The organism is Marinobacter profundi, assembly GCF_002744715.1.
In the GTDB taxonomy this organism is placed as follows: domain Bacteria; phylum Pseudomonadota; class Gammaproteobacteria; order Pseudomonadales; family Oleiphilaceae; genus Marinobacter; species Marinobacter profundi.
Genome location: NZ_KZ319368.1, coordinates 195,352 through 219,180 on the forward strand (window position 1 = coordinate 195,352; position 23,829 = coordinate 219,180).

Annotated in this window: 23 protein-coding genes and 1 tRNA gene; 8 read left to right on the forward strand and 16 right to left on the reverse strand. The window is 61.3% G+C overall.

Translation table 11 applies throughout. The features are described 5' to 3' along the window. Position 1 precedes the first annotated feature (1 nt). From prpC to CLH61_RS03870, 8 genes are all read right to left on the reverse strand, one after another. Positions 2–1,132, reverse strand: a complete 1,131-nt coding sequence (gene prpC, locus CLH61_RS03835; protein ID WP_099613393.1) for a bifunctional 2-methylcitrate synthase/citrate synthase — start codon at positions 1,130–1,132, stop codon at positions 2–4. A gap of 33 nt (positions 1,133–1,165) precedes the next feature. Then, entirely contained in the window at positions 1,166–2,053 is an 888-nt protein-coding gene (prpB, locus tag CLH61_RS03840; protein ID WP_099613394.1) for a methylisocitrate lyase, read from the reverse strand. 49 nt (positions 2,054–2,102) lie between these two features. Then, positions 2,103–2,783 carry a GntR family transcriptional regulator gene (locus CLH61_RS03845; RefSeq protein WP_099613701.1) on the reverse strand — a complete coding sequence of 227 codons (681 nt, stop codon included), beginning with the start codon at positions 2,781–2,783 and terminating at the stop codon, positions 2,103–2,105. A gap of 135 nt (positions 2,784–2,918) precedes the next feature. After that, a complete protein-coding gene (locus CLH61_RS03850) occupies positions 2,919–4,502 on the reverse strand; it encodes an OpgD/OpgG family glucan biosynthesis protein (protein WP_099613395.1) in 1,584 nt (527 codons plus the stop codon). 66 nt (positions 4,503–4,568) lie between these two features. Continuing rightward, positions 4,569–6,596: a glucans biosynthesis glucosyltransferase MdoH gene (gene mdoH / locus CLH61_RS03855; RefSeq protein ID WP_265734784.1), complete on the reverse strand. Its 2,028-nt coding sequence runs from the start codon at positions 6,594–6,596 to the stop codon at positions 4,569–4,571. A gap of 46 nt (positions 6,597–6,642) precedes the next feature. Continuing rightward, positions 6,643–6,903, reverse strand: coding sequence for a hypothetical protein (locus CLH61_RS03860; protein WP_099613397.1), 261 nt, complete (start codon positions 6,901–6,903; stop codon positions 6,643–6,645). A gap of 62 nt (positions 6,904–6,965) precedes the next feature. Next, positions 6,966–8,519: a glucan biosynthesis protein G gene (locus tag CLH61_RS03865; protein ID WP_099613398.1), complete on the reverse strand. Its 1,554-nt coding sequence runs from the start codon at positions 8,517–8,519 to the stop codon at positions 6,966–6,968. A 96-nt stretch (positions 8,520–8,615) separates the two neighbouring features. Next, a complete protein-coding gene (locus CLH61_RS03870) occupies positions 8,616–9,923 on the reverse strand; it encodes a ShlB/FhaC/HecB family hemolysin secretion/activation protein (RefSeq protein ID WP_099613399.1) in 1,308 nt (435 codons plus the stop codon). A gap of 58 nt (positions 9,924–9,981) precedes the next feature. On the opposite strand from CLH61_RS03870, the gene CLH61_RS18530 reads away from it, so the two are divergent. Both CLH61_RS18530 and galU read left to right on the forward strand, forming a co-directional pair. After that, positions 9,982–10,434, forward strand: a complete 453-nt coding sequence (locus CLH61_RS18530) for a hypothetical protein (protein ID WP_228152517.1) — start codon at positions 9,982–9,984, stop codon at positions 10,432–10,434. Beyond that, the gene (gene galU / locus CLH61_RS03875; protein WP_228152542.1) at positions 10,316–11,149 is read left to right on the forward strand and encodes a UTP--glucose-1-phosphate uridylyltransferase GalU; all 834 of its coding nucleotides are present in this window, start codon (positions 10,316–10,318) and stop codon (positions 11,147–11,149) included. Before CLH61_RS18530 ends, galU begins: the two co-directional genes overlap by 119 nt. A 40-nt stretch (positions 11,150–11,189) precedes the next feature. Here galU and CLH61_RS03880 read toward each other — a convergent pair whose 3' ends face one another. Further along, entirely contained in the window at positions 11,190–11,606 is a 417-nt protein-coding gene (locus tag CLH61_RS03880; protein WP_099613401.1) for a helix-turn-helix domain-containing protein, read from the reverse strand. 234 nt (positions 11,607–11,840) lie between these two features. Here CLH61_RS03880 and CLH61_RS03885 point away from each other — a divergent pair, with 234 nt between their 5' ends. Beyond that, the gene (locus CLH61_RS03885; RefSeq protein WP_099613402.1) at positions 11,841–12,800 is read left to right on the forward strand and encodes a DMT family transporter; all 960 of its coding nucleotides are present in this window, start codon (positions 11,841–11,843) and stop codon (positions 12,798–12,800) included. Between the two features lie 31 nt (positions 12,801–12,831). Here the strand turns inward: CLH61_RS03885 and CLH61_RS03890 are convergent, their stop codons facing one another. Continuing rightward, positions 12,832–14,580 (reverse strand): bifunctional protein tyrosine phosphatase family protein/NAD(P)/FAD-dependent oxidoreductase, encoded by a 1,749-nt coding sequence (locus CLH61_RS03890; RefSeq protein WP_099613403.1) that lies wholly within the window; start codon positions 14,578–14,580, stop codon positions 12,832–12,834. Between the two features lie 281 nt (positions 14,581–14,861). On the opposite strand from CLH61_RS03890, the gene CLH61_RS03895 reads away from it, so the two are divergent. Continuing rightward, positions 14,862–14,938 (forward strand) — tRNA-Val (locus CLH61_RS03895). A 66-nt stretch (positions 14,939–15,004) separates the two neighbouring features. Here CLH61_RS03895 and CLH61_RS03900 read toward each other — a convergent pair. Next, positions 15,005–15,526, reverse strand: coding sequence for a lipocalin family protein (locus CLH61_RS03900; protein ID WP_099613404.1), 522 nt, complete (start codon positions 15,524–15,526; stop codon positions 15,005–15,007). Positions 15,527–15,655: 129 nt separating this feature from the next. Here CLH61_RS03900 and CLH61_RS03905 point away from each other — a divergent pair, with 129 nt between their 5' ends. After that, positions 15,656–16,477, forward strand: a complete 822-nt coding sequence (locus tag CLH61_RS03905; protein WP_099613405.1) for an RluA family pseudouridine synthase — start codon at positions 15,656–15,658, stop codon at positions 16,475–16,477. Here CLH61_RS03905 and CLH61_RS03910 read toward each other — a convergent pair. The 5 genes from CLH61_RS03910 to CLH61_RS03930 all read right to left on the reverse strand — a co-directional run bounded on the left by CLH61_RS03910 (position 16,471) and on the right by CLH61_RS03930 (position 20,935). Beyond that, a complete protein-coding gene (locus CLH61_RS03910; RefSeq protein WP_228152518.1) occupies positions 16,471–17,241 on the reverse strand; it encodes an HNH endonuclease family protein in 771 nt (256 codons plus the stop codon). The two genes, CLH61_RS03905 and CLH61_RS03910, sit on opposite strands and share 7 nt — an antisense overlap. Before the next feature lie 217 nt (positions 17,242–17,458). After that, a complete protein-coding gene (locus CLH61_RS03915; protein WP_099613406.1) occupies positions 17,459–18,007 on the reverse strand; it encodes a winged helix DNA-binding protein in 549 nt (182 codons plus the stop codon). 66 nt (positions 18,008–18,073) lie between these two features. Continuing rightward, positions 18,074–19,378, reverse strand: a complete 1,305-nt coding sequence (locus tag CLH61_RS03920) for a TRAP transporter large permease (RefSeq protein WP_099613407.1) — start codon at positions 19,376–19,378, stop codon at positions 18,074–18,076. Between the two features lie 4 nt (positions 19,379–19,382). Beyond that, the gene (locus CLH61_RS03925) at positions 19,383–19,922 is read right to left on the reverse strand and encodes a TRAP transporter small permease (protein WP_099613408.1); all 540 of its coding nucleotides are present in this window, start codon (positions 19,920–19,922) and stop codon (positions 19,383–19,385) included. A 38-nt stretch (positions 19,923–19,960) separates the two neighbouring features. Further along, positions 19,961–20,935, reverse strand: coding sequence for a TRAP transporter substrate-binding protein (locus tag CLH61_RS03930; protein WP_228152519.1), 975 nt, complete (start codon positions 20,933–20,935; stop codon positions 19,961–19,963). A gap of 344 nt (positions 20,936–21,279) precedes the next feature. Between CLH61_RS03930 and CLH61_RS03935 the strand changes: the two genes are divergently transcribed. Genes CLH61_RS03935 through CLH61_RS03945 form a run of 3 tightly spaced genes read left to right on the forward strand, consistent with a single transcriptional unit; the run spans position 21,280 to position 23,809 of the window. Continuing rightward, the gene (locus CLH61_RS03935; protein WP_099613410.1) at positions 21,280–22,017 is read left to right on the forward strand and encodes a 5-oxoprolinase subunit PxpA; all 738 of its coding nucleotides are present in this window, start codon (positions 21,280–21,282) and stop codon (positions 22,015–22,017) included. After that, entirely contained in the window at positions 22,017–22,853 is an 837-nt protein-coding gene (pxpB, locus tag CLH61_RS03940; protein WP_099613411.1) for a 5-oxoprolinase subunit PxpB, read from the forward strand. Before CLH61_RS03935 ends, pxpB begins: the two co-directional genes overlap by 1 nt. Further along, positions 22,850–23,809, forward strand: coding sequence for a 5-oxoprolinase subunit C family protein (locus CLH61_RS03945; RefSeq protein ID WP_228152520.1), 960 nt, complete (start codon positions 22,850–22,852; stop codon positions 23,807–23,809). Before pxpB ends, CLH61_RS03945 begins: the two co-directional genes overlap by 4 nt. The last annotated feature ends 20 nt before the right edge of the window (positions 23,810–23,829 follow it).

Consider the following 23,829-nt stretch of genomic DNA (forward strand, 5'->3'; position numbering starts at 1 on the left):
GTCACTCTCTGTGCTCAATCGGCGTCCAGTCCTGGTGTTCCGGGCCGGTATACTCGGCGCTCGGACGGATGATCCGGTTGTTGGCGCGCTGCTCCATGACGTGGGCGGTCCAGCCGGCAACCCGCGAGCAAACGAAGATCGGGGTGAACAGCTCGGTGGGAATGCCCATGAAGTGGTAAGCCGAAGCGTGGAAGAAGTCCGCGTTACAGAACAGCTTCTTCTCCCGCCACATGACCGCTTCAACCCGCTCGGATACCGGGTACAGCACGGTGTCGCCAACCTGCTCGGCCAGCTTCTTCGACCATTCCTTGATAATCGCGTTACGGGGATCGGAGGTGCTGTAGATCGCGTGGCCGAAGCCCATGATCTTGTCCTTGCGTGCCAGCATGCCCATGATCTTTTCTTCCGCTTCGTCGGCGGACGTCCAGTTCTCGATCATTGCCATCGCGGCTTCGTTGGCGCCACCGTGCAGCGGACCACGCAGGGAGCCAATCGCACCGGTCACGCAGCTGTGGATGTCAGACAGCGTGGAGGCACAAACCCGGGCGGTAAAGGTGGAGGCGTTGAACTCGTGCTCGGCGTACAGGATCAGCGATGCGTGCATGACCTTGACGTGCAGCGGGTCCGGCTGCTTGTCGTGCAGGGTCCACAGGAAATGCTCGGCAATGGAGTCGGCAGCGGTCGCGGTATTGATGCGTTTGCCGTTATGGGCAAAGTTGTACCAGTAGTTGATGATGGACGGGAATACCGCCAGCATCCGGTCGATGTGGTCGAGCTGCTCGGAGAAATCCTGCTCGGTTTCCAGGTTGCCCAGCATGGAGCAACCCGTCCGCATCACGTCCATCGGGTGGGCGTTGGCGGGAATCTGTTCCAGCACGGCTTTCAGGGCTTCCGGCAGTTCACGCAGGCCGCTGAGCTTCTGTTTGTAGTCCGCCAGCTCCTGCTGGTTGGGCAGCTTGCCGCGCAGCAGCAGGTAGGCCACTTCTTCGAACTGGGCGTTATCCGCCAGCTCTTTGATGTCGTAGCCACGGTATGTCAGACCGGCTCCGGTCTTGCCAACGGTGCACAGTGCCGTCTCGCCGGCCACCTGGCCGCGGAGACCTGCGCCCCCGAGTTTCTTTGCTTCAGCCATGGGTCTTCTCCCTCGTTTCCGGATGTTGTTGTATCAAGCTTTTTTCTGCTGGAAGAGCTGGTCCAGCTTCTGTTCGAAATCGTGGTAGTTGAGGAAATCGTACAGTTCCATGCGGGTCTGCATCAGATCAACGACGTCCTTCTGGTCACCTTTCTCCAGGATGTTCTGGTACACCGTCACCGCGGCCTTGTTCATGGCACGGAAGGCGCTCAGCGGGTACAGCACCATACCGGCACCGGCCTCGGCCAGCTCGCGCTTGTTGTACAGCGGCGTGGCGCCGAACTCGGTGATGTTGGCCAGGATTGGCACATCCAGCGCCTCGGAGAAGGCCTTGTAGTGCTCCAGCTCGGTTACCGCTTCGGCGAAAATACCGTCGGCACCGGCTTCAATGCACGCCTGGGCGCGCTCGATGGCAGCCTCCAGACCTTCTTTCTGGAAGGCGTCGGTACGGGCCATGATGAAGAAATCGTCGTCCTGGCGGGCGTCAACGCAGGCCTTGATACGGTCTACCATTTCGTCCTTGGAGACAATTTCCTTGTTCGGCCGGTGGCCGCAGCGCTTCTGGGCAACCTGGTCCTCGATATGGACGGCAGCGGCTCCGGCGCGTTCCATTTCTTTGATGGTACGGGCGATGTTGAAGGCCCCACCCCAGCCGGTATCGATATCCACCAGCAACGGCAGTTCGGTTGCAGCGGTAATGCGGCGGACATCTTCGATGACGTCGTTAAGGCTGGTCATGCCCAGGTCCGGCAGGCCGTATGACGCGTTGGCAACGCCGCCACCGGACAGGTAAATGGCCTGATGACCGACGCGCTCTGCCATCATGGCAGCGTAGGCATTGATGGTGCCAACAATTTGCAGCGGCTGGTTTTCTTTCAGGGCCTTGCGGAAGCGGGCACCCGGGGAGAGCTTGGCAGTCATGAGGCAGTTCCTCTTCGGTTGAATGGGTTAAAGCGTGTTGTGATTGTTGTCAGATGGTCAGACCACCTTCCTGGATTTTCTTTTCAATATTCTTGCGGGCCGCGTTGATGTGGCGCTTCATCAGAAACTCGGCCAGTTCACCATCCCGCTGGGCAATGGCTTCGACGATGCTGCGGTGCTCACCCAACGCCATATGCGGACGACCGGCGGACGTGCTGAGCCGGTAACGGTACATGCGCACCATGTAGTACAGATCCCCCAGCAGCATTTGCGCGAGCTTGGTGTTGCGGCTGCCGGTGGCAATGCGGTGGTGGAAGTCGTAATCCCCTTCTGCCTGGTAGTAGGCCTGGCCCTGGGCTTCTTCAATCATGGTTTCGTGGCTGTCGAGGGTGGCGTAGAGATCCGCGATTTCCGCCTCGGTCATTCGCTCGGCGGCCTGGCGGGCGGCCAGTCCTTCCATGACTTCGCGGATGCGGTACAGCTCCATGAGCTCTTCGGCGCTGACCGAAACCACCTTAACCCCGGCATGGGGACGACGCACCAGCAGGCCTCGGGACTCCAGCCGACCAAGGGCCTCCCGCAGAGGGCCCCGCGTCAGGTTGAAGCGGGAACACAGCTCCACTTCGCCGATTTTCTCACCGGGGGCAAGATCCCCTTTCACGATGGCCGTTTGCAGACAATCAAACGCCTCATCAGCTCGGGTATAGGATTGCGGGGTCACGTCCAGCATATTTTTGTCAACAATAATGACTTCGATGGGCCGAAATTTACGCCCCATTGGTATTATTGTCAACAATCAGCCGGAGTGCCCCTTAGATATTGTCGACATAAGAACGACGATTAATACAAGCCGCGCTGATAGGGGTTAATAGAGTGTTCTCTCGCCAACGGCCGGTGGCGTGTACTGGTAAACCCAGGTTTCGGTCAGTGGCTGCTCACCCAGCCGCAGGTAAAGGCGCAAATCCACAGGCTCCGTGGACTCATCGGGAACCAGATCAAACATGGCACGGTAGCCGCGCCCGCCCGGCAAGGGCCGGGCCGAGGTGATCTCGACGCGGCCGCGACTGGCACTGATCACCGGCACCACCCCGGCATCTTCCGCCAGCATATTCAGGGCCCCGCCGGCAAAATCCACCGCAAAGCGCCAGGAAAAATACTCCCGCTGCTGGCCCACCACCCCACCGAGACCGGTGCGGGTGGCGCGGGCAGTGGCCAACTGCCGCGGAGCCACCGGGGGCTCGCCACCCCAGGTCAACCGGTAACTGAACAGGTGCTCCTGGCCCGGCTCCAGCGGACGCTCCGGATTCCAGAAGGCAACGATGTTGTCGAAGGTTTCGTCCACCGTGGGAATTTCCACCAGCATCACTGCGCCCCGCCCCCAGTCGCCCCGTGGTTCCACCCAGGCGCCCGGGCGGCGGTCATAGAACACTCCGTCATCCTGGTAATGCTCAAAATCACGGTCCCGCTGCAGCAGCCCGAATCCCCGCGGGTTTTCATCCTGGAAGCTGTTCACCCGCACACCAACAGGATTAACCAGTGGGCGCCAGATCCACTCACCGGCCCCGCTCCACAGTGCCAGGCCGTCGGAGTCGTGGATTTCCGGGCGCCAGTCGTAGCCCATGCGGCGATGATTCTCGCCCACCTGGTACATGCTGGTGAGAGGCGCGATGCCAATGCGGTCAATCGCCTGGCGGGGATAGAGCGCCGCGTCCACCTCCATCACCATGTGTTTGCCGGGATGGAGGGTGAACGCATAGGCACCGGTGACCGACGGCGAATCCAGCAGGGCATGGACTACCAGGCGGTCACCGTCCGGAGCGGGCTTCTCAAGCCAGAAGGCACTGAACCGCGGAAATTCCTCTTCGCGGTTCATCCCGGTGTTGATCGCGAGCCCCCGGGCAGACAGACCGTACTGCATCTCGTCACCGACCGCGCGGAAATAACTGGCGCCGAGAAACGCCGCCAGGTCCAGTTTGAAGTTGGTGTGAAAATGCACCCGGAAGCCGGCAAACCCAAGGTCTGCCGGCAGCTCGCCCAGGGGCTGCTCACCTTCATAGCTGAAATAATCCGGATCATAAGCCAGCTCGCGGGCCTTGCCGTCTTCCACCTGGTAGATCCGAACCGGTGCCTGGAAATACAACCCGAGATGGAACAGCTGCACCTGGAAGGCCCCGTCGCTGCCCTTCCACAATGCCTGGTCGGCGTTGAAACGGATGGCCTGGTAATCATCCCAGGACAGCGTCTTCAGGGACGGCGGCAGCTCCCCCTCATGGGACACATAAGGCTGCCGGGACAGGCTCCGGGCGTGACCTTTGAGCCAGGCATAACTGAAGGGCGTTGCACTGCCCCGGGGCTCTGCCCGGGTGAGTGGCGCCAGCAGCAGCCCGGCAGGCAGTGCGCCCATGCCGGCGGCAGCGGCCAGTGTCTTCATGACGGATCGGCGATCCATAGATCCTTCCTCCTTTCTGTTGGCTCGTTTTCCTGCTGTTGACTCGTTATCCTGGCGGTCAGTGGATCAACGGCTTCCGTCACCCAGAGCCTGGATCCGCTGCCCCCACCAGGATTCCGGTCCGGCACGCCAGGCCTGGGTATGCAGGCGCGCCAGGCAGTCCCGGTCTTGCAACAGGCGGCACAGCTCCTGTCTCGACAAGGCATCGGGGCCGGCCTTGATAAAACGCCCGGTCAGCTCCGCCGGGGCGCGACATCGGCCGTGATGGCCGCGGGGGCGGGCCAGCTGACAATGCAAACGGTTCAGCACCGGATTCAGCACCGCCTCCGCTACCGCGCCCAGGGATGTCCCGCCACCGGTTTCACTGCGGAAGCGGGCGGCATCGTCGAGCAGGGGAAGCCCCTCCTGCTCTTCAGGGATCACCAGTAACCGGCGCTTGCGCAGCGCCGTGCCCGGCCCGGTACGGCTCAGCAGGACGTGGGTCGGCGCCGCCAGTACCAGGGGAATGGCAACCGGGAGCGACCAGAAGAAGAACATCGGGTCAAGAGTGAACGCAAAGGCGGACCAGCCGGCGCCGATCACCATACCGGGCAGCTGGGTTACCAGCGCCTGTCGCCAGGTTGCCTCGCCGGTCCGGTTCTGCCCCGCCCAGCGCACCGTCACATTAAGCAATGCCTGAATCACATGTCGGCTGTGGGTCAACATCCGGACCGGCGCCAGCAGTACCGAAATAACAATTTCCAGCAAGACACTGGCCAGCATGCGCACCGCACCGCCAAAGCCACGAGCCGATCCCCGGATCAGTTGATCGGCCACCGCCAGGAACTTTGGCAGGAACAGTAGCATCAAGGTACTGACGGCAAGGCCCAGGGCCCATTCCGGTCGCCACTCCGGCCACAACGGGATCAGGCCCTGATGCCCTTCCGGAAAATAATCGATCGGCAGCAATGTCATCTGCACCGCCTCGATGGTGGTCAGCACCAGGAAGGCCAGCCACAGGGGCGAGGCCAGGTACGACATAATGCCGTTCATGAAGGCCATGCGGTGGGCAAATCTCAGGCCCGGCTCAAACAGCATGATGGCGAGGTGCTGCAGGTTGCCCCGCGCCCAGCGCGCATCCCGTGACAGCTCGTCTGCGAGGGTTGGCGGCGATTCCTCAAAACTCTGGCTCAGGCCAGGCTCCAGCCAAACCTCAAAGCCGGCGCGCCCCATATAGGCTGCCTCGACAAAATCGTGGCTCAGGATCGGTCCGCCAAACAGCCCCCGGCCCCGCAACTTGCGCAGGCCGCAGTGCTTCATAAAGGCATCGGTACGGAGGATGGCATTGTGACCCCAGAAGGCGGCATCGCCCATCTGGATAGCCGCAAGCCCGGTGGCGAACAAGGGCGAATACAGCCGGTTGGCAAACTGCTGGAGGCGGGCGAACAATGTGCGACCGTTGATGATGGCGGGGTTGGTCTGCAGGATACCCACCCGGGGTTCCCGCTCCATCAACTGCACCATACGGACCAGGGTCTTGCCACTCAACAGGCTGTCAGCATCCAGTACCACCATGTATCGGCAACGTCGCCCCCAGCGCCGCAGGAAATCCGCCACATTGCCACTCTTGTAGTTGAGATTGACCGTGCGACGGCGATAGAACAACCGCCCGTCGGCGTCCAGTTCCCGGCACAGCCGGCGCCAGGCGGCCTGCTCTTCCAGCCAGACTTCCGGATCCCGGCTGTCGGACAGAATATAGAACTCGAAATGCTCAAGCTGCCCGGCCCGCTCAAGGTCCCGGAAAACGGCCTTCAGACCGCTGAAGGTCCAGTGCACCGGTTCATGGTAGACCGGCAACACCACCGCGGTTTTCTGCAATGGCGTCTGCGCCAGCACCTCCGGAGGATGCCGGCGCAACAATGACTGCCGGTCACCGCCGGTCAGCCGCAACACAAAACCGAACACCGCCGTCCAGAAACCCACCGCTATCCAGGCATACAGGACGGCGAAGAGCCCGAGCATCCCCAGCTCCACAATCGTGCCGCCGTGATACGGCAGCACCCAGAGCAGGTAATAACCGGCCACCAGGGTCTGACCAAAGACAAACGATGCCATCAGCCATCGCCGGACGAGGGCCCGGCGACGCCAGGCGGGACTCCGCTCAGTCATGGCGATAACCGATGCTGCCGCGGGCCAGCGGCGGCCAGGGTGTGGGCGCTGCCGGTTGCGGCAAGTCGAAATAACCCGGAAGCCGGTCCATCGCCGCTTGCAGCACATCGCCGCCGCAGGTCCGGGCCTCCAGCAAGGCCGCATCCACCAGGTTAAGGGCGCGCCGGCAAACATCGTCGGAAAGCGCAACCCCGGCCTGGTCCAGGTAGGTCAGAACACGGTCCAGGGCCTGCTGACAAACGGTATCCGGCATCGTTCCCTCCTTGCGGTTCCGGTACTTGCTACGGGACGGGGTTGAGGATTGAAGGTTGAAGGCTACTCAGTTTCCCTGCGCAGATCGGAACCATGGGGCAGCTCATAGTTCCAGGTTTCGGTGAGCGCACGGCCGTCCTGGGACAGAAAGCCTCTCAGCGCCAGGACCTTTTCGCCCTGGGGCCGGGCGAGAATGGAGAGCCGCCACGAGTCGCTCGCCGGCAGGTACTCCACGAAGTGTTCGATGACCTCGGTATCTTCCAGACCTGTCACCTGGCTGACCACCGGCGCATCCGCAGCGAGTCCCTCCAGCGGGCCGCCGGCAAAGTCCACAATCAACCGGATCGCCCCGGCAACGTTACCGCCGCCCACCCGGTCGCCCAGGCCTACAAAGGTATTCCGAGCGTAAGCCAGGGGCTCCCCGGCAATGGCGGGGTTGCCGAAAGTCAGGGTGTACTCGAAGGTACGCTGGTCACCGCTGCGAACCTCGCCCTGGGGTTTCCAGAAGGCCACAATGTTGTCGTTGGTCTCTCCCCGGGTAGGGATCTCCACCAGCACGACATGCCCCGGGCCCCAGTCACCCTCGGTGCGGACCCAGGCCGAAGGACGCTGGTCGTAACGGGCCTCGGCATCCTCGAAGCGGTCAAAACCGGTATCCCGCTGCAGCAGGCCAAAGCCACCGAGCCCGGTCACCGAGAAATAGCTCAACCGCAGGTTTGCGGGATTCAGCAAGGGCCGCCAGAGCCATTCACCGGAATGACTGTCGTGCAGCAGCAGGCCGTCGGAATCGTGGACCTGCGGGCGCCACTCGCCGACCGGCCGCGGGGTATTCTCGCCGTAATAGAACATCGAAGTGAGCGGCGCGATACCAGGTTGCTGAATGTTGTCACGGAAGAACAACTCCGCCTTCACCCTCACCTCGGTAGCCGCTCCCGGCTGAATGTCGAAGCGATAGGCGCCGGTAACCCGCGGTCCGTCCAGCAGCGCGTATACCCGCATCGACTCGCTGCCAGCCGCAGGCTTCTCCAGCCAGAAATCGGTAAAGGCCGGGACCTCTTCCCCGGACGGCAGCCCGGTATCGACCGCCAACCCACGTGCGGACAGTCCAAACCGGTTGTCACGCCCGACGCCTCGGAAATAGCTGGCACCACCAAACACCAGAAACTGGTTGGCAGTGGCCTTGTCGTGCAATGGGAAGGTTAACTTGAAACCCGCGTAGCCCAGGTCTGCCGGAATCCGCTTGGCGAGTTCCGGGCCAGGATAGTCGAACACGGACTTATCGAAGGAGACCGTGGAAACCCGGTCACCGTCGACTACATTGAGCCGCACCGCATGGCCGTAGTAGCTGCCGGGAGACATCAACATGACCTGGAAGGGCGACGCGGAATCCCGCCAGAGACTGGCTTCCGGGCGGAAGCGAATGGCCTGGAACTCGCTGTAGTCCAGATTGCGGAGGAAATCGGGCACGGGCTTCGGAGCAGACCAGGCGGACGCTGCCCGCTCCCTGGCCCGTTCTACTACATCACTGTAGTCAAAAGCCCAGGCTGCTTGCGCAAAGACCAGCGCCGTAAGCAGAATGAGCAGCCTCTTCCCTGAACCAATGCTCCCTGAAACCATGGTTCGCCGACCTCCCTGTGTTGCTGAGTGCCCTATGAAACACTGGCAACGCCGCCGCCCTCAAGTGACAACTTGGTAAGCGCGGGGAAAGGTCAATTATATGCCCATGGTGAGCGACAACGAAAGATCGGGAGAATCCGGCACCACGGCCGCGACACTGGAGGAATCCAGCAGCTGGCCCACACTGAAGTCCGCACTGAACGCCTGGCCACTGAATTGCAGCGAAAGCTGGCCGGCACTGGTCTGGCCATAGCGGTCTGACTGGGAACGGGAATACGGAACCCAGCCCCGCAGCAGCGACATCCGGAGGTGGGACCTCAGGCCATTGATATAGGGCACGGACCAGCCCGGGCTCCGGGCATCCAGCCGCAACCAGCCACCCTCTGCCGCAGACAGGGACTGGCCATTGAATCCGGACACCAGCGAGGAGGAAGCGACCAGCAAATGCTGGGACTCGGGCAGATCGTCGGGCGCGAACTGGTACCGTCCGTCCACTCCGATCCGCCAGCTCTGCACTTCCCTCGACAGCGAGGCCGACAGCAGCAGCTTGTGGAAGCGCTCCTCTTCCGTTGCTGTCTCAAAACCGTAATCGGCGCCCTGGAATTCCAGTCCGCTGACAGCGGTAAAGCTGGTGTTCAGGTCAATGTCGGCCATCAGTTCACGATGACCGGCCCCCTGCAGCCCGAACGTGGACAGCTGACGGGAGGAGTCCTCCACCCACTCGGACTCTTCATACAATTCGCTGCTGCGCGTGGAGTGACTGAACAGGCTGTTGATGTGAACGCCGTGAAAATCGAACAGCGGCCGTCGCCCGGACAATTCGAAGGTGCGGTGGCTGCCACTGGTATCGTAGCGGATCCCGTTGCGGGTGCCGGAATTCTCGAAGTCGGCATTTTCAACCCGCACGGTAATCCGCTGCCGGCCAACCGGGAACGCGTAGCGAAACGCCAGGCGTTTGTGGGCTTCGCCTTCCCGATGGGAGGCCGAGTTGTTGAAATTGACCCCGAGGGCATGTTGCGACCAGATCAGGTTCTGGCTGGCAAGCTGCAGGCGGCCGTTGACACCCTCCCGGGTATGGCGCGAGTCCCCGGATAATTCCAGGTGGGAAAGCAACCAATGATGTTTGTTACTGCCCGACTCACTGGCCGGGATAAACAAAACGTTCTCGAGGTCCGCCAGGGAGTTGTTGCCGGAAGGTCCGGCCACCGGGTCGCTGTCGCTGTCCGCTCTGGCGTCCAAGTCGTTGACATAGGCGATCGCCGAATCCAGCAAATTGGCGCTGCTGCCTTGCCAGTTCGCGGTTCCGGCCTGCCAGGGCCCGAAAGTGTCGGTCGGGGGCTGGGCAGCGGCAGTCACGCCACTCAACACGCACCACAACAGTGCATGTACCAGTCTGTTTGTCACGAATGATCCTTCCCTGCAGCCGGTAACGGCGGGCAGAGCTGCTGTCGGGATTAAAAAGATGGCTTGGCTAACGGCTTTCAAGGTATATGAACAACCGGTCACTCACCAGTCAAAGTTGCCAAACTTTACATTTTTAATCTTCGCCAAAACAGTCTATTACAGCGACATTCGCAAGTTGTTTCTGAATATTTCCCAGCGCAACAAAAGGTTAACAAATGTTCATTCGCTGACAAAAGACCGGGATTCCGCCTCTGGCACTCCATTTACGGCAGCAACTTGGTTAAACTCGGCACACTTTATGATTCATTCCGTGCAACTGACCGTGCGGAACACGACTTTTCTGTCACCAGGCCGGTGGCAGCGCACCAAAAAACCTAAGGACGAACGCTATGATCAAAAAGTGCCTCTTCCCGGTAGCCGGCTATGGCACCCGCTTTCTCCCGGCGACCAAGGCCATGCCCAAGGAAATCCTGCCGATCGTCAACAAGCCGCTGGTGCAGTATGGCGTTGAAGAAGCCTCGGATGCCGGCATCCACGAGTTTGGCTTCGTTACCGGCCGGGGCAAACGCGCCATCGAAGACCACTTCGACATCAGTTATGAGCTGGAGCACCAGATCGCCGGCTCCGGCAAGGAAGACCTGCTGACGTCGATTCGCGAGCTTATCGACAACAACAGCTTCGCCTTCACCCGGCAGAATGAAATGAAGGGCCTCGGTCATGCCATCCTGACCGGGCGCAACCTGATTGGCGACAACCCGTTCGCGGTCGTGCTGGCCGACGACTTCTGTGTTGCAACCGACGGCGGGGACGGCGTGCTGACCCAGATGGTCAAGCTGTACAACCAGTTCCGCTGCTCCATCGTGGCGATTGAGGAAGTACCGGAGAACGAAACCCACAAGTACGGGGTGATCGCCGGCGAATCCATGAAGGACGGCCTGTACCGCATCACCGACATGGTGGAGAAGCCGGCCCCGGAAGATGCCCCGAGCAACCTCGCGATTATTGGCCGCTACATCCTGACGCCGGATATCTTCGATATCCTCGAGCGCACCGAGCCCGGCAAAAACGGTGAGATCCAGATTACGGACGCGCTGCTTCAGCAGGCGAAGAACGGTTGCGTGCTGGCCTATAAATTCAAAGGCCGTCGCTTTGACTGCGGCAGCATCGACGGCTTCGTCGAGGCCACCAACTACGTTTACGAGAACATCTACAAGGCCGGGCTCTGACCGCCGGCCTGCCGGTGGGTGCCTGGACAGGCCCCGCCGGTTATTGCCCCAGCAACTGCAGTATCATGCGGCGGTTCTCGCTGGATGCCCTGCGAAACCGCCGTAACAGTTCATGCTCCTCGGACGTCAGTTGCAGGCGCTCGATGACGCTTTCCAGCTCCGCCAGTGCAACCGACAGGTCGGTGCTGTCACTGAACGCCAGGCCCGGCAATTCAAGCTGGCACTGATCGCCCTCCAGCTCCAGATCCAGCAACTGGTCCAGTGGTGTGCCGGTTTGCAGGCAGAGGTCCATCAACTCCGCCACCGCAGGGTAGCTCCGCAGCCGGGGATCGGTGTGCTCCCAACCGGCTACCCTCGCCTCATCCACACCGCAGATTGCTGCCACGTCCCGCCGCGATAACTGCCGGGACTCCCGCAATTGCGGCAGCCGCCGGTTAAACGTTTGCATGTATCGCATCGCTGGAGCCTCTCCAAGTACTGCAATAATTCCTCATCATTACAGCCGAGCAAGCTGGATTTGGCAATTGCAGGGCGCAGCCGGACACGGAACCCCTAATCCACGCTGAGAAGCATTCGTTCGCAAACTATATACTTTCGGCTTGCCCTGATCTTTTTCCACTGCCCTCGTGATAAACTGCACACCCAACCTGTCCAGAACAGTCGCCAATTCTTCACTGCGGTTTTCCATTTCATGTCTGACGCCACTAAATCCGATCTGTTTCTGGTCATCGTCACCGTTCTAGCGGCCATCAGCTGGATGTTTTCCAAGGAAGCTGTCGCGCTGATGCCGCCGTTGCTGTTCATGGCGGTTCGCTTTCTGCTGGCAGGACTGATTCTGGCGATTGCCGCCTACCGGCCATTACGCCGGCTCAGCCGCGATCAGATACTGCGGAGCATTTCGGTGGGCCTGGTCTTCGGTGTTGGCATGACGTTCTGGGTGATGGGGCTGTTCCATGGCACTCACCTGGGTGAAGGGGCCTTTCTGACCAGTCTGGGTGTGGTGATTGTGCCGGTACTGGCACGTCTGATTTTCCGGGAGGCTCAGCCCTTCAGCACCTGGCTGGCTGTGCCCATCGCGGTCAGTGGCCTGGCGCTGCTGTCGCTGGAGAACGGCTTCCGTCCGGAAGCTGGCCAGCTGTTCTTCGTGGCAGGAGCCTGCACCTTCGCCCTGTTCTTCACCCTCAATACCCGGACCGCCAACCAGCGCACGGTGGTTAACCGCCGCGGTGAAACCGTGGAGAAACACAAGGTGCCGGCACTACCGCTGACCGCCATCACCCTGCTCACCGTCGGTGCCGTGACCCTGGTGGAATCCTTCGTTATGGAGGCCTGGCAGCCGACGCTAGATTCCGTCTCCGCCGAACTGGTCTGGTGGGTGGTACTGAGTGCTGTGATCGGCACCTCCGGTCGTTTCCTGCTGCAGACGTACGCCCAGAGCCTGTCGGCTCACAGCCACGGGGTGGTGATTCTGGTCCTGGAACCGGTGTGGGTCGCGCTGTTTGCCGCCGGCTGGTTTGGTGAGTCGATGACGCTGGTGCAGCTGGGCGGCTGCGGGCTGATTTTCATGGCCTTGCTGGTGAACCGCTGGGGCGCACTCAGCAAGGCCCTGAAAGGCTGGCTGAACCGCAGGACTCACCGCGGGGCCCTGTAATTCTTCCCGGCAACCATCGTTAAGGCTTGCGTTACGGCTTGCGACCGCCGAAATCACACGCCTCCCCGACCTCATGGTCGGCGGGGCGGTGGGCCAGAATCTCCGGCCCGGCCATCCACTCATGCCCCTTGAGCATCGCGTTCCAGTAAATCCACGGCAGCATCTTCTCTTTCAGCAACCAGGCAAACCGGCTCGGCCGGGTACCTTCGACCAGCCAGGACGGGAAGCTGGGCTGCAACTTGCCACCATAGCCAAACTCCGCCAGCACAATCTTGCCGCGCTCCACCGTCAGCGGGCAGGAGCCATAGCCGTCATAGATCGCCTTGGGGGCCTCGCCCTTAAGCGCCAGCAGAACGTTCTCGGCCACCACCGGCGCCTGTTTGCGCACCGCTGCAGCGGTCTTTGCGTTCGGGGTATTGCCGGCATCACCGAGACCGAAAATGTCGCCGTATCTGGCGTGCTGCAGGGTTTCCGGATTGAGATCAATCCAGCCGGCGGCATCCGCCAGCGGGCTCTCGCTGATAAACTTGGGCGCCCGCTGGGGTGGACACACGTGCAGCATATCGAACGTCTTCTCCACCTCGGAGGTGTTGCCTTCTCCATCGGTGACCCGGAACACCGCCGTCCGGGCGTCGCCATCCACTTTGATCAGGTTGTTCTGGAAATTCACGTTGATGCCGTACTTGCCGACATATTCCTGCAGGGCCGGAACATAGTCCGCCACCCCAAACAGGGCGGCACCGGCGGTGCAGAACTCGACGTCGAGGTTATTCAGCCACCCTTTGCGGTTCCAGTGGTCACAGGACAGGTACATCGCCTTTTGCGGAGCACCCGCGCACTTGATAGGCATGGCCGGTTGGGTGAAGATCGCCCGGCCCTTGCGGGTGTTCTGCACCAGCTCCCAGGTATACGGCGCCAGATCAAACAGGTAGTTGGAGGTAACCCCGTTGCGACCCAGGGTTTCCCGCAGGCCCGGAATGGCGTCCCAGTCGAGGGTGAGCCCCGGAGCCACCACCAGGATGCGATAGCCGATCTTTTCACCGTCTTCCAGCACCACCTGACGCTGCTCAGGCGTAAATGCCGACGCCGCCGCCTGGTACCAGTGCACCTCCCGGGGCATCACATCCACCATCCGTCGCATGGTTTCCGCCCGTTCGAATACGCCCCCCCCGACGAGGGTCCAGCCGGGCTGGTAATAATGCTCCGAGCGGGGCTCCACGATGGCAATGTCCAGCCCCGGCTGCCGCCGCAGCAGACTGCCGGCCACGGACTGGCCCGCGGCGCCACCACCGATGATCAACACGTCATGCAGCTTGCCCGACCCGCCGCCTGCCCTGCCCGCGCCCTGCTTACCGGGCGAGGTGGCCAGACCCTGAATCCGGTCGCGCTGGGCCGTCAAATCATAGCCGGCTGCTGCCGTCGCTTTCAGAATCGCTTCCACATCCAGCCTGGGTGCTTCCGCAAGCGCCCACAATGTGCTGCATCGGGAGCCGGTACGGCAGAACGCCAGCACCGGACCATGCAGGGTCTGCATCATCTCGCGGAAACGGGCCACATCCTCATCGGTAATCTGGCCGGAAATCACCGGCTGGTAATGCCATGCCAGACCATGACGCTCCGCCGCCGCGCGAATCTCGTCATTTGCGGGCTGATCATGGCTCTCCTGGTCAGGACGGTTGCAGATAATGGCTTTGAAGCCCATCGAAGCCGCCAAGCCAACGTCCGCCGCCGTCATCTGGGGGCTGACACTAAGGAACGGGGTAAGTTGACGAACGTCCATCGGGAGCACTCCTCGTGGTAGTTTGTTGTTGTCGCTGATACCTGTCGTTGCCACCCGGCTTGCTGATCATTTTCCGGGCAATGTTATTTCTTTTTATTCTTAGCTTATAACTTTAACAGATATCCTAGACCCGGCACGCCAAAATGCCAAGCCCCAATTGACAACAATCAACCAACGAAACGAACACGAGACGCCCGCCGCAACCGAATTTCAGTAATGGCGACAAAAGAAGTTGACCACGCTCATCCGAATCAGTATATTGCGTCCCCGTTGCAGGACACAGGACCATAGCTCAGTTGGTTAGAGCGCTACCTTGACATGGTAGAGGTCCCCGGTTCGAATCCGGGTGGTCCTACCATTCCTGCGAAAGAAGTCAGTTACTTGCGGCGACGTGAGAACTGGCTTTTTTTGTGCCCTTATTTTCTTATTTCGGCCCTGACTGCTCCACCACAATCAACTCACGAAGCTCAAACCCTTCCGCCACCGCCCGCGCTTTGAACGCCTCCAGCACCTCCTCACTCACCACCGGCGTCCGTGACATCAGCCAAAGATAGTCGCGCTTGTAACCGGTGATGTACGCCGTTGAGTAATCATCATCCAACTCAAAGACCACGTAGGATGCGTAGAACGGTCCGAAGAAGGACACCTTCAGGTGCCCCACATCGCGGTCACCCACGAAAACTGCCCTGCCCTCGGCTTCGTTCCATTCTCCGGCTTCGGCGTCATAGCCGCGGTTGATCACCCGGATGCTGCCATCGTCATTCAGGGTGTATTCAGCGGTCACCTGGCTCAGGCCACGCTCAAAGGAGTGATCAAGGCGGGCAATTTCATACCAGGTACCCAGATAGCGCTCGGCGTCGAAGCCGGTGACGGGCTCGATGCGGTCGGGGATACCGGTACAGCCGGCAAGGGCCAGCATCAGGATTCCGGTCAGCAAACCTTTCATGGGATAGTTACCTGTTCTGTTGATTCCACAATGATACTAGCCGGCAGCCGCAGAGTTTTGCCCGGCGACTATGCGATTTCCAGTATAATCCGCAGAATTTCTAACCCGGCCAGAGCCCAGCCTTACACCATGCGAACCACCACTGACCTCACCCTGCAACATGACCAGACCGCCGTCGACGCCCTTGCAGAGGCTTCGGGCTTGCCCAAGCAGCGCATCAAAGATGCCATGGCCAAGGGCGCCTGCTGGTGGACGTACAAGGGCAAGCAGGTGCGGCTGCGCAAGGCCAAGCGTGAGGTGAAGGCGGGAACCCGGTTACAACTGTTCTACGACGACGCCGTGCTGGCCCGCAAACCGGAGGCGGCGGAGCTGCTGGAAGACCGTGGTCGCTACTCGGTGTGGTTCAAGCCCCACGGCTTGCTGGCCCAGGGGTCCCAGTGGGGGGACCATTGCAGCCTGCTGCGCTGGGCCGAGGTGGAGTTAAAGCGGGACTGTTTTCTGGTCCACCGGCTCGACGGGGACGCCGCCGGGCTGATGCTGATCGCCCACGATGCCCGGGCCGCCGGGGCGCTGTCCCAGCTGTTCTCCGGCCGGACCATGACCAAGGTGTACCAGGCCCGGGTCGCCGGCCTGCTCGAGGCCACCGACCGGCTGATCGATGCTCCGGTAGACGACAAGCCCGCGCTCAGCCGCGTCACCACGCTGAGCCTTGACGAGTCCGGCCCCACCAGCCTGTTGCAGGTGACGATTGAGACCGGCCGCAAGCACCAGATCCGCCGACACCTTGCCGGACTTGGTCACGCCATTGTCGGCGACCGGCTGTATGGCCAGCCCGCCCCGGTGCCCCTGCAACTGCTGGCCGTCCACCTGGCGTTTGATTGTCCGCTGAGTCGCCGGCGGGTCAGCTTTGACCTGCCCCAGCGGCTGAACGATCTCACACCGGGTCAGTGATCCGTAGCCGCTTGCTGCTCTGAGCGCGACAGCCGGCAGGCGCTTTGTTTGATCTGCTGGTAAGCCTGCGTCTCCGCGTCTGCCAGGGTCAGCCCATAGGTACGCGCCACCCGCAGGAAACGGGCAATGTACTGGCATTGGCCGGCCGGAGGGAGCCATTCGTCCGGCCCCTTGGCGCCTTTCTGGCGATTGAGGCTGGCCTCGACGCTGAGCAGATTGACGGGATCGTTGGCGAAGCGGATGCGTTGTTCCCGGCTCCAGTTGCTGGCGCCGCGGTTCCAGGCCCACTTCAGCGGCACCACATGATCGATGTCGATGGCGGAAGGGTCGTGAATGACGTTGCCGGTAAACGGCGATATCCAGCGGCCGGCACTGACCTGACACTCCGCGCCCTGCCCTTTGAAGCGAACCGGCCCTGTGGATTGTGCCACCAGGGCCTCCTGCCGCGAATCCCGGCAGTTGCCGTCTTCGTCCGCCCAGCCACTGCCGAATTCACTGCGCTGGTAGCCCGCATTGCCATCGTCGGCGGCGTTGGCCGCCGGTGTCTGGACCGGCTGGTAATTGGCCGGCAGGCGGCCGCCACTGTTCAGGCACTCCTGCAGGGTCGGGTGGGGGGTGTAGCTACGAAGGCCGTCGTAATACCGGCTTTCCGGAGGATGGCAGATGCCGGAACTGGTCTGGCGCACAGCCGCAACGGCAGGCAGGGCCGGACCCAGACTGAACAACAGGGCGACAACCGCACCAAATACAGCTCTGATGCACACCGGGAGGAACCTTTTGACTCAGTGGAAGATACTGCCCGACGCGTCTCTTCACTGAGTGTCGTGTTCCATCCCGGGATTGCAGTTGCCAAGGCGCTATCCTAACCGAGGCCGGCAGGTCACCATAGTGGCCAAAAGGATGAGGTAGCCCTCTGATTACACGATAGTTTTGATGATCAAGGTGTCAATGGCCAGCACGCCAACTGCGATACTGGCGGTGTTACAGGGACGCCGCCGAACGAGCCGCCTGATCGTAGAGCCCGGAGATCCCCCGCAGGAAACTCGCGATGGAGCCCAGGTCAGTATTTGAGAACCCGAGGGTGCGGAGGGAATCCACCAGGCAGTTTTCCCGGATCTCAGCGTAGGTCCGGCAGATCGCCTCGCCCTTCCCGGTAATCGAATAGAAGGTTTCCTTGCCACGCCGCTCGGACGCCACCACCTCTTGTTTCAGCAGTTTCTTGAGTGCGTAGGTGACGGTGTGGGTGTCTTCGACATTCAGCACCAGGCAGATATCCGCGGATTTCTTGGATCGGCCCCGGTGGTTCACGCTGTGCAGCACCAGGATATCCAGGGGGCTGAGATCGGCGAGCCCGGCCGCATTCATGCAGCGTACCATCCAGCGATTGAAGGCATTGCCCGCAACAATCAACCCGAATTCGAGCTCCGAGAGCTCCGCTGCACGCCCGGAAAGATGAGAGGAGGACACAATCGGCCCTACCGACCTCCCGGGCGCAGGTACGCCTGGTTCGATGTCTGGAATCTTGCTCATACGCCTACCACCATCCTGTTCGGTATCTTAAGATCCGGCCTGGCGGGCCGGGCCGGCGTGAGTCTATCAATTCCCCATTTGACCGGGTAGGTAGGTCACGATCTCCGGGAACACGGTAATCAGCAGCACCCCTGCCAGCAGCAGCAGGAAATAAGGCAGCGCGGCCATGGCCACCCGGAAAATGTTCTCACCGGTCAAACCCTGAATCACAAACAGGTTGAACCCGACCGGTGGGGTAATCTGGCTCATTTCCACCACAATCACCAGATAGATTCCAAACCACAGGGGGTCGATGCCCGCCGCCTGCACCATGGGCAGGATCACCGAGGTGGTCAGTACCACTACGGAAATGCCGTCCAGAAAACACCCGAGGAGGATGAAGAAGACCGTCAGCGCCAACAGCAGCATGTAGGGCGACAGCGACAGGGTGTTGATCCAGCTCGCAAGCTCACGGGGAATTCCGGTGAAACCCATCGACACCGTCAGAAAATGGGCGCCAACCAGAATGAAGGCGATCATCGTGGAGGTTTTCACCGTGCCCATCAACGCCTCCGCGAAGGTACCGCGGTTCAGCGACCCGCCGCGCCAGGACAGCAGGTGGGCCAGCGCCACACCAACCGCGGCGGACTCGGTGGGAGACGCCAGGCCGGCATAAATCGAGCCAATTACCCCGACAATCAGGAGCACCACCGGAATCAGCGGCCGGCTGCGGCGGATCTTCTCGGCCAGAGGCAGGGCCTCTTCCGCTTCCGCCGGAACACCGGCGGGATTCAGCTTGGACCAGATGCCCACATAGCTGGCAAATAACAGCATCAATAACAGCCCGGGCAGAATACCCGCCACAAACAGGCGGGCAATCGATTGTTCCGTGGCAACGCCGTAGACAATCAGGATAATGGAGGGCGGGATCAGCAGCCCCAGGGTAGCGGATCCGGCCAGGGTGCCCAGTATCTGCTTGCGGTCGTAACCACGGCGGGTCAGCTCCGGCACCGACATTTTGCCGATGGTTGCGGCAGTCGCTGCCGACGAACCGGAAATGGCCGCAAAAATGCCACAGCCGATAATATTGGTGTGCAGCAGGCGTCCCGGCACCCGGCCAACCCAGGGCGCAATGCCGGTGAACATTTGTTCTGAGAGACGGGAACGGAACAGCACCTCCCCCATCCAGATAAACATCGGCAGGGCGGCCAACTCCCAGGACACGCTGGCGCCATAGAAGGAAGTGGCCAGGCTATCGCCTACCGGAATGCTGCTGAAGAACGCAAGAGCCGCAAGACCGGTGGCCGTCAGTGCGAAGGCAACCCAGAGCCCGGCGCCAAGCAGAATCAGAAGCCCCGCGAGCAACACCAGGCTCATCCAGATCATATCCATGGTATTACTCCTGAGGGGCTTCGTCTTTGAGGTGACTGATACGACCGGTTGCCAGCCCCACCAGCGCATCGAGCAGCGCGATGAGCAGGCACACCAGGCCAGCCACCATCACCACTTGCGGGATCCAGAGGGGCACCGGAACCATGCCAATGGACACATCACCGAAGTCATAGCTGTCCCAGGCAAGCAGCGCGCAGTACCAGGTTCCGTAACCGGTGATAGCCAGCGCCATCACCGTTACCAGCAGGTCCAAGCCTTTCTGCACACTGGCCGGCATGGCGCGGTGCACAATATCAACCCGGATATGACCGCCGACCGACAGGGTGTAGGCCAATCCGCTGAACGTTGCTCCCAGCAACAGAAAACCCGCCAGTTCGGCCAGCCCCGGGACCTGAAGCCCCAGGGAGTCGAACCCGACCGCGAGCAGGACCAGGTCGATGAGGCGGCCCAGTACCTGCAGCACGATCATGACCATGATAGCGATCAGCTGTAACGCCGAAACAAAACCACCGAAGCGGTACAGTGAATCCAGTAGTCTGCGCATCGACAGGCCCCCTGCTTTACGATTGGAACGAGTGGTTATCAGCGGGCCCGGTAGGCCTCAATCAGCGCCTTGCCGTCTTCACCAGCCCGCTCCAGCCACTCCTGTTCCATGGTCGCGCCCACTTCCTGTAACCGCTTGACCAGCACCTCGCTCGGCTCGGAAACCTCAATGCGGTTTTCACGCATGATGGCGATCTTGGCATCGGTTTCTGCCTTGCTGGCATCCCAGCCGCGCTTTTCCGCTTCTGCAGCCGCCGACTCAATTGCCTGCTGGACAGACTCCGGAAGCCCCTCGAAAACACGGGTGTTGACGATCACCATATTCTTGGGCAGCCAAAGCTGGGCATGATTGAAGTGGCTCAGGTAATCCCAGGCACGGGTGTTGGCGCCGGTGGACGGCGAGGTAATCATGGCATCGACACGACCAGTGCCGAACGCCGTGGGGATATCCGGTACTTCGACCTGGGTCGGGATGGCACCAAACAGCTCAGCCAGCTGTTCGCTGGATTTGTTGTAGGCACGCATCTTCACACCCTTGAGCTCATCGCCGGTTTCCACCGGAAAGCGGGTGTAAATGCCCTGGGGCGGCCAGGGTACGGCAAACATCAGCTTCAGGCGCTGTGCCTCAAGACGCTGTGCCAGCACATCACGGGAGGCCTGCCAAAGATCCCAGGCTTCGTCATAGTTGCTGGCAAGGTAAGGCACGGAATCCACTTCAAACAACGGGTCTTCGTTGGCGAGACGGGACATGATCAACTCGCCGATCGGAACCAGGCCACGGCGCACGGAATTCTTGATTTCGGGGTGCTTGATCAGCGAACCGCCACTATGAACCGTAATACTGAGCTCACCATTGGTGGCGGCACTCACGTCTTCCGCAAACTGGCGAATATTAACGGTGTGGAAATTGGAATCGCCATAGGGCGTTGGCATATCCCACTTGGTCTCTGCCTGGGCGCTCCCCAGCACGGCAGACAGCATCACAGCAGCAAAATACCTGGCTTTTATTTTCATCTTTTTCTCCTTACTTCCGGGCAACATCACATCGCCGCGGACCGTTATTGTTTGTTTTCCGGGCGCATTCATCGGCACCACACGCACACTCGCTCCGCACAGACACGTCAGATCTGTGCTTTATTTAACCAAAAGTAGCCATTGCCAGCAGGCATGTCAAACGTTTTATCTAAAAACAATACGTATTTTACCGTTGTCTTCCGAACGTTTTATCGATAAATTGTCTCCATCGGATATTTTTCAGCCACTGTTTTACAATAAGGCTCACCATACAGTGCTCACCTATAGCGCTCACTAAGAGTGCTCACCAATAGAGCTCACTAACGACAAATCCGGAGGCGGCCATGTTATTGAATTGTGATTTAGGCGAGAGCTTCGGCGCCTGGACGATGGGCATGGATGAACATGTCATGCCATTCATTGACCAGGCAAACATCGCCTGTGGTTTCCACGCCGGCGATCCGGTGACCATGCACAAGACCGTGCGCCTGGCCCTGGAGCACGGTGTCGCCCTGGGCGCACACCCGTCTTACCCTGACCTGCAGGGCTTCGGCCGCCGCTCCATGACACTTCACCCGGAGGAGATTACCGCCCTGGTCAGCTATCAGGTGGGCGCACTGAGCCACATCGCGGCCTCCGAAGGTGGTGAGCTTAGCTATGTCAAACCCCATGGCGCGCTGTACAACGATATGATGCGCAGCGCTGCCATCCTTGATGCCGTACTGAATGCGATCAGCCGCTCGCCCCACCCGCTGGCGCTGATGGCCATGGCCACCGCCGACAACCGCAACCTCAGGGCCGCCTGCGAGCGACATAATGTGGAACTGCTGCTGGAGGCCTTCGCGGATCGGGCGTATGACTGCCAGGGCTTTATCGTGCCCCGCAGCACTCCCGGCGCCGTTCACAAGGATGACACGGTGATCATTGCCCAGGCCCGCAACCTTGCCAGCGGCAGCCCGATCCAGACCATCGACGGACAACCTCTGCGGCTCGAAGCCGATACCCTGTGTGTTCACGGGGACAATGCCGACTCCGTTGCCGCCGTACGGGCCATTCGCGATGCCCTCAAGGAACTGCACTGATGCTCTGGCGTTACGAAATTACCGGTGCCGACACCATCACCCTGCATTTTGGCGAGCGAATTGATGTGGCACTGGTGACGCGGATCCAGCATGCCTCCACGCTCCTCCGGGAGCAGCTCGGCCCGCGGCTGCTCGACCTGGTTCCGTCCTACACGACACTGCTATTGCGTTACGACCTGCTGACGGACGACCTGGCCAGCCTGCTGGCAGACGTCAAGACTGCGCTGACAGCGTTGCCCGAGCCACTGTATGCCGGCGAACCAAGTTCCGGGAATAGCGCCGGGGACCAGCAGGCAGACATTATCGAGATCCCGGTGTTCTATGATGTCAGCGTGGGGCCGGACCTGGACTCCATCGCGGCCCGCGCGGGCCTTTCCGTTGATGAGGTCATCGCCTGCCACTGCGGCGCCACCTACAACGTGTTCGCCATCGGGTTTGCCCCGGGCTTTGCCTACCTCGGCGAAGTGCCACGGGAACTGGCAGCGCCCAGACTGGACACGCCCCGGGCAAAGGTACCGCCGGGCGCGGTCGGCATTGCCGATACCCAGACTGCCATCTACCCCCTCGCCTCCCCGGGTGGCTGGAACCTGATCGGTCGCACGCCGCTGCAGATGTTCGATCCCGACCGGGAGCGCCCCTCCCTGCTGGATGCAGGACAACGGGTCCGTTTTCGCGCCATCGGGCGGGACGAATACCTTGAGCTCGGGGGACGACTGGACGACCTGCCCTGGGGAACAGCCGAGGGGCAGAAAACAGCGCGCAAGCAAACGGAAAGCAGGGATCTGGTGAGCAGTGAGCCGGAGACCCGTGACCTGAAGAACGGAGACCGCCAGTGACGTCGCAACCGGGCCTTACCTTTCGCAAACCGGGATTCCTCAGCCTGCTGCAGGACAGCGGCCGGCGGGGGGCCATGCACATGGGACTGGCCACCGGCGGCGCCATGGATCGCCACGCCTGGGCCTGGGCCAACCGTTTGCTCGGCAACCCGTATGGAACGACAGCCCTGGAGATCACGTTCGGGGGTGTTGAGTTTACCAGCACCCTGGAAACCCAGATTGCCGTCACCGGTGCCGCGGTACCCTGCCTGGTCAATGGCACGGCGCGGTCGTTGTGGACCACCATTCAGCTGCACCCGGGCGATACCGTCACCCTGGGCACGCCGAAAAGCGGGCTGCGGTCCTACCTTGCAGTGCTGGGCGGCTTTCAGGTAACGCCCGGGCTTGGTGGTAGTTGTGCGACCTTTCCCCGGGAAGGTACCGGCGGCTTGCACCACGATGGCAGACCGCTGGCCGAGGGCGATCACCTGCCCTGCACTCCGGGCCTGAAACCAGTGCCCAACCGCAAAGTACCGGAACACTGGCAACCGGATTACCGGAGCGAACTGGAGCTTGCGGTGATTCCCTGCGCCCAGATTGAGCGCTTCCCCGCCTCGGCACTGGAAGCTTTCTTCAGCCAGCCCTATACCCTGACACCCCAGACCGACCGGATGGGGGCCCGGCTGGAAGGTCCGGCTCTCGAAGTAATTGGCAAAACGCTGATTTCAGAAGGCACCAGCCTGGGCTCGATCCAGGTACCCGCCAATGGCCAACCGATACTGCTGCTGAACGATCGCCAGACGATCGGCGGTTATCCCAAGCTCGGCGCCGTCACGCCCCGCAGCCTGGATGACCTCGCCCAGCGCCAGCCCGGCACCCGGCTGAGGTTCCGGCCGACTACCCTGCATGAGACCCAGTTTCAGGAGCGGCGGTTTCTGACGTTCTTTGCAGCCGGGCAGCCAGCCAGGCGCAGCTGATGCGGACTGGCCTGGCGGAG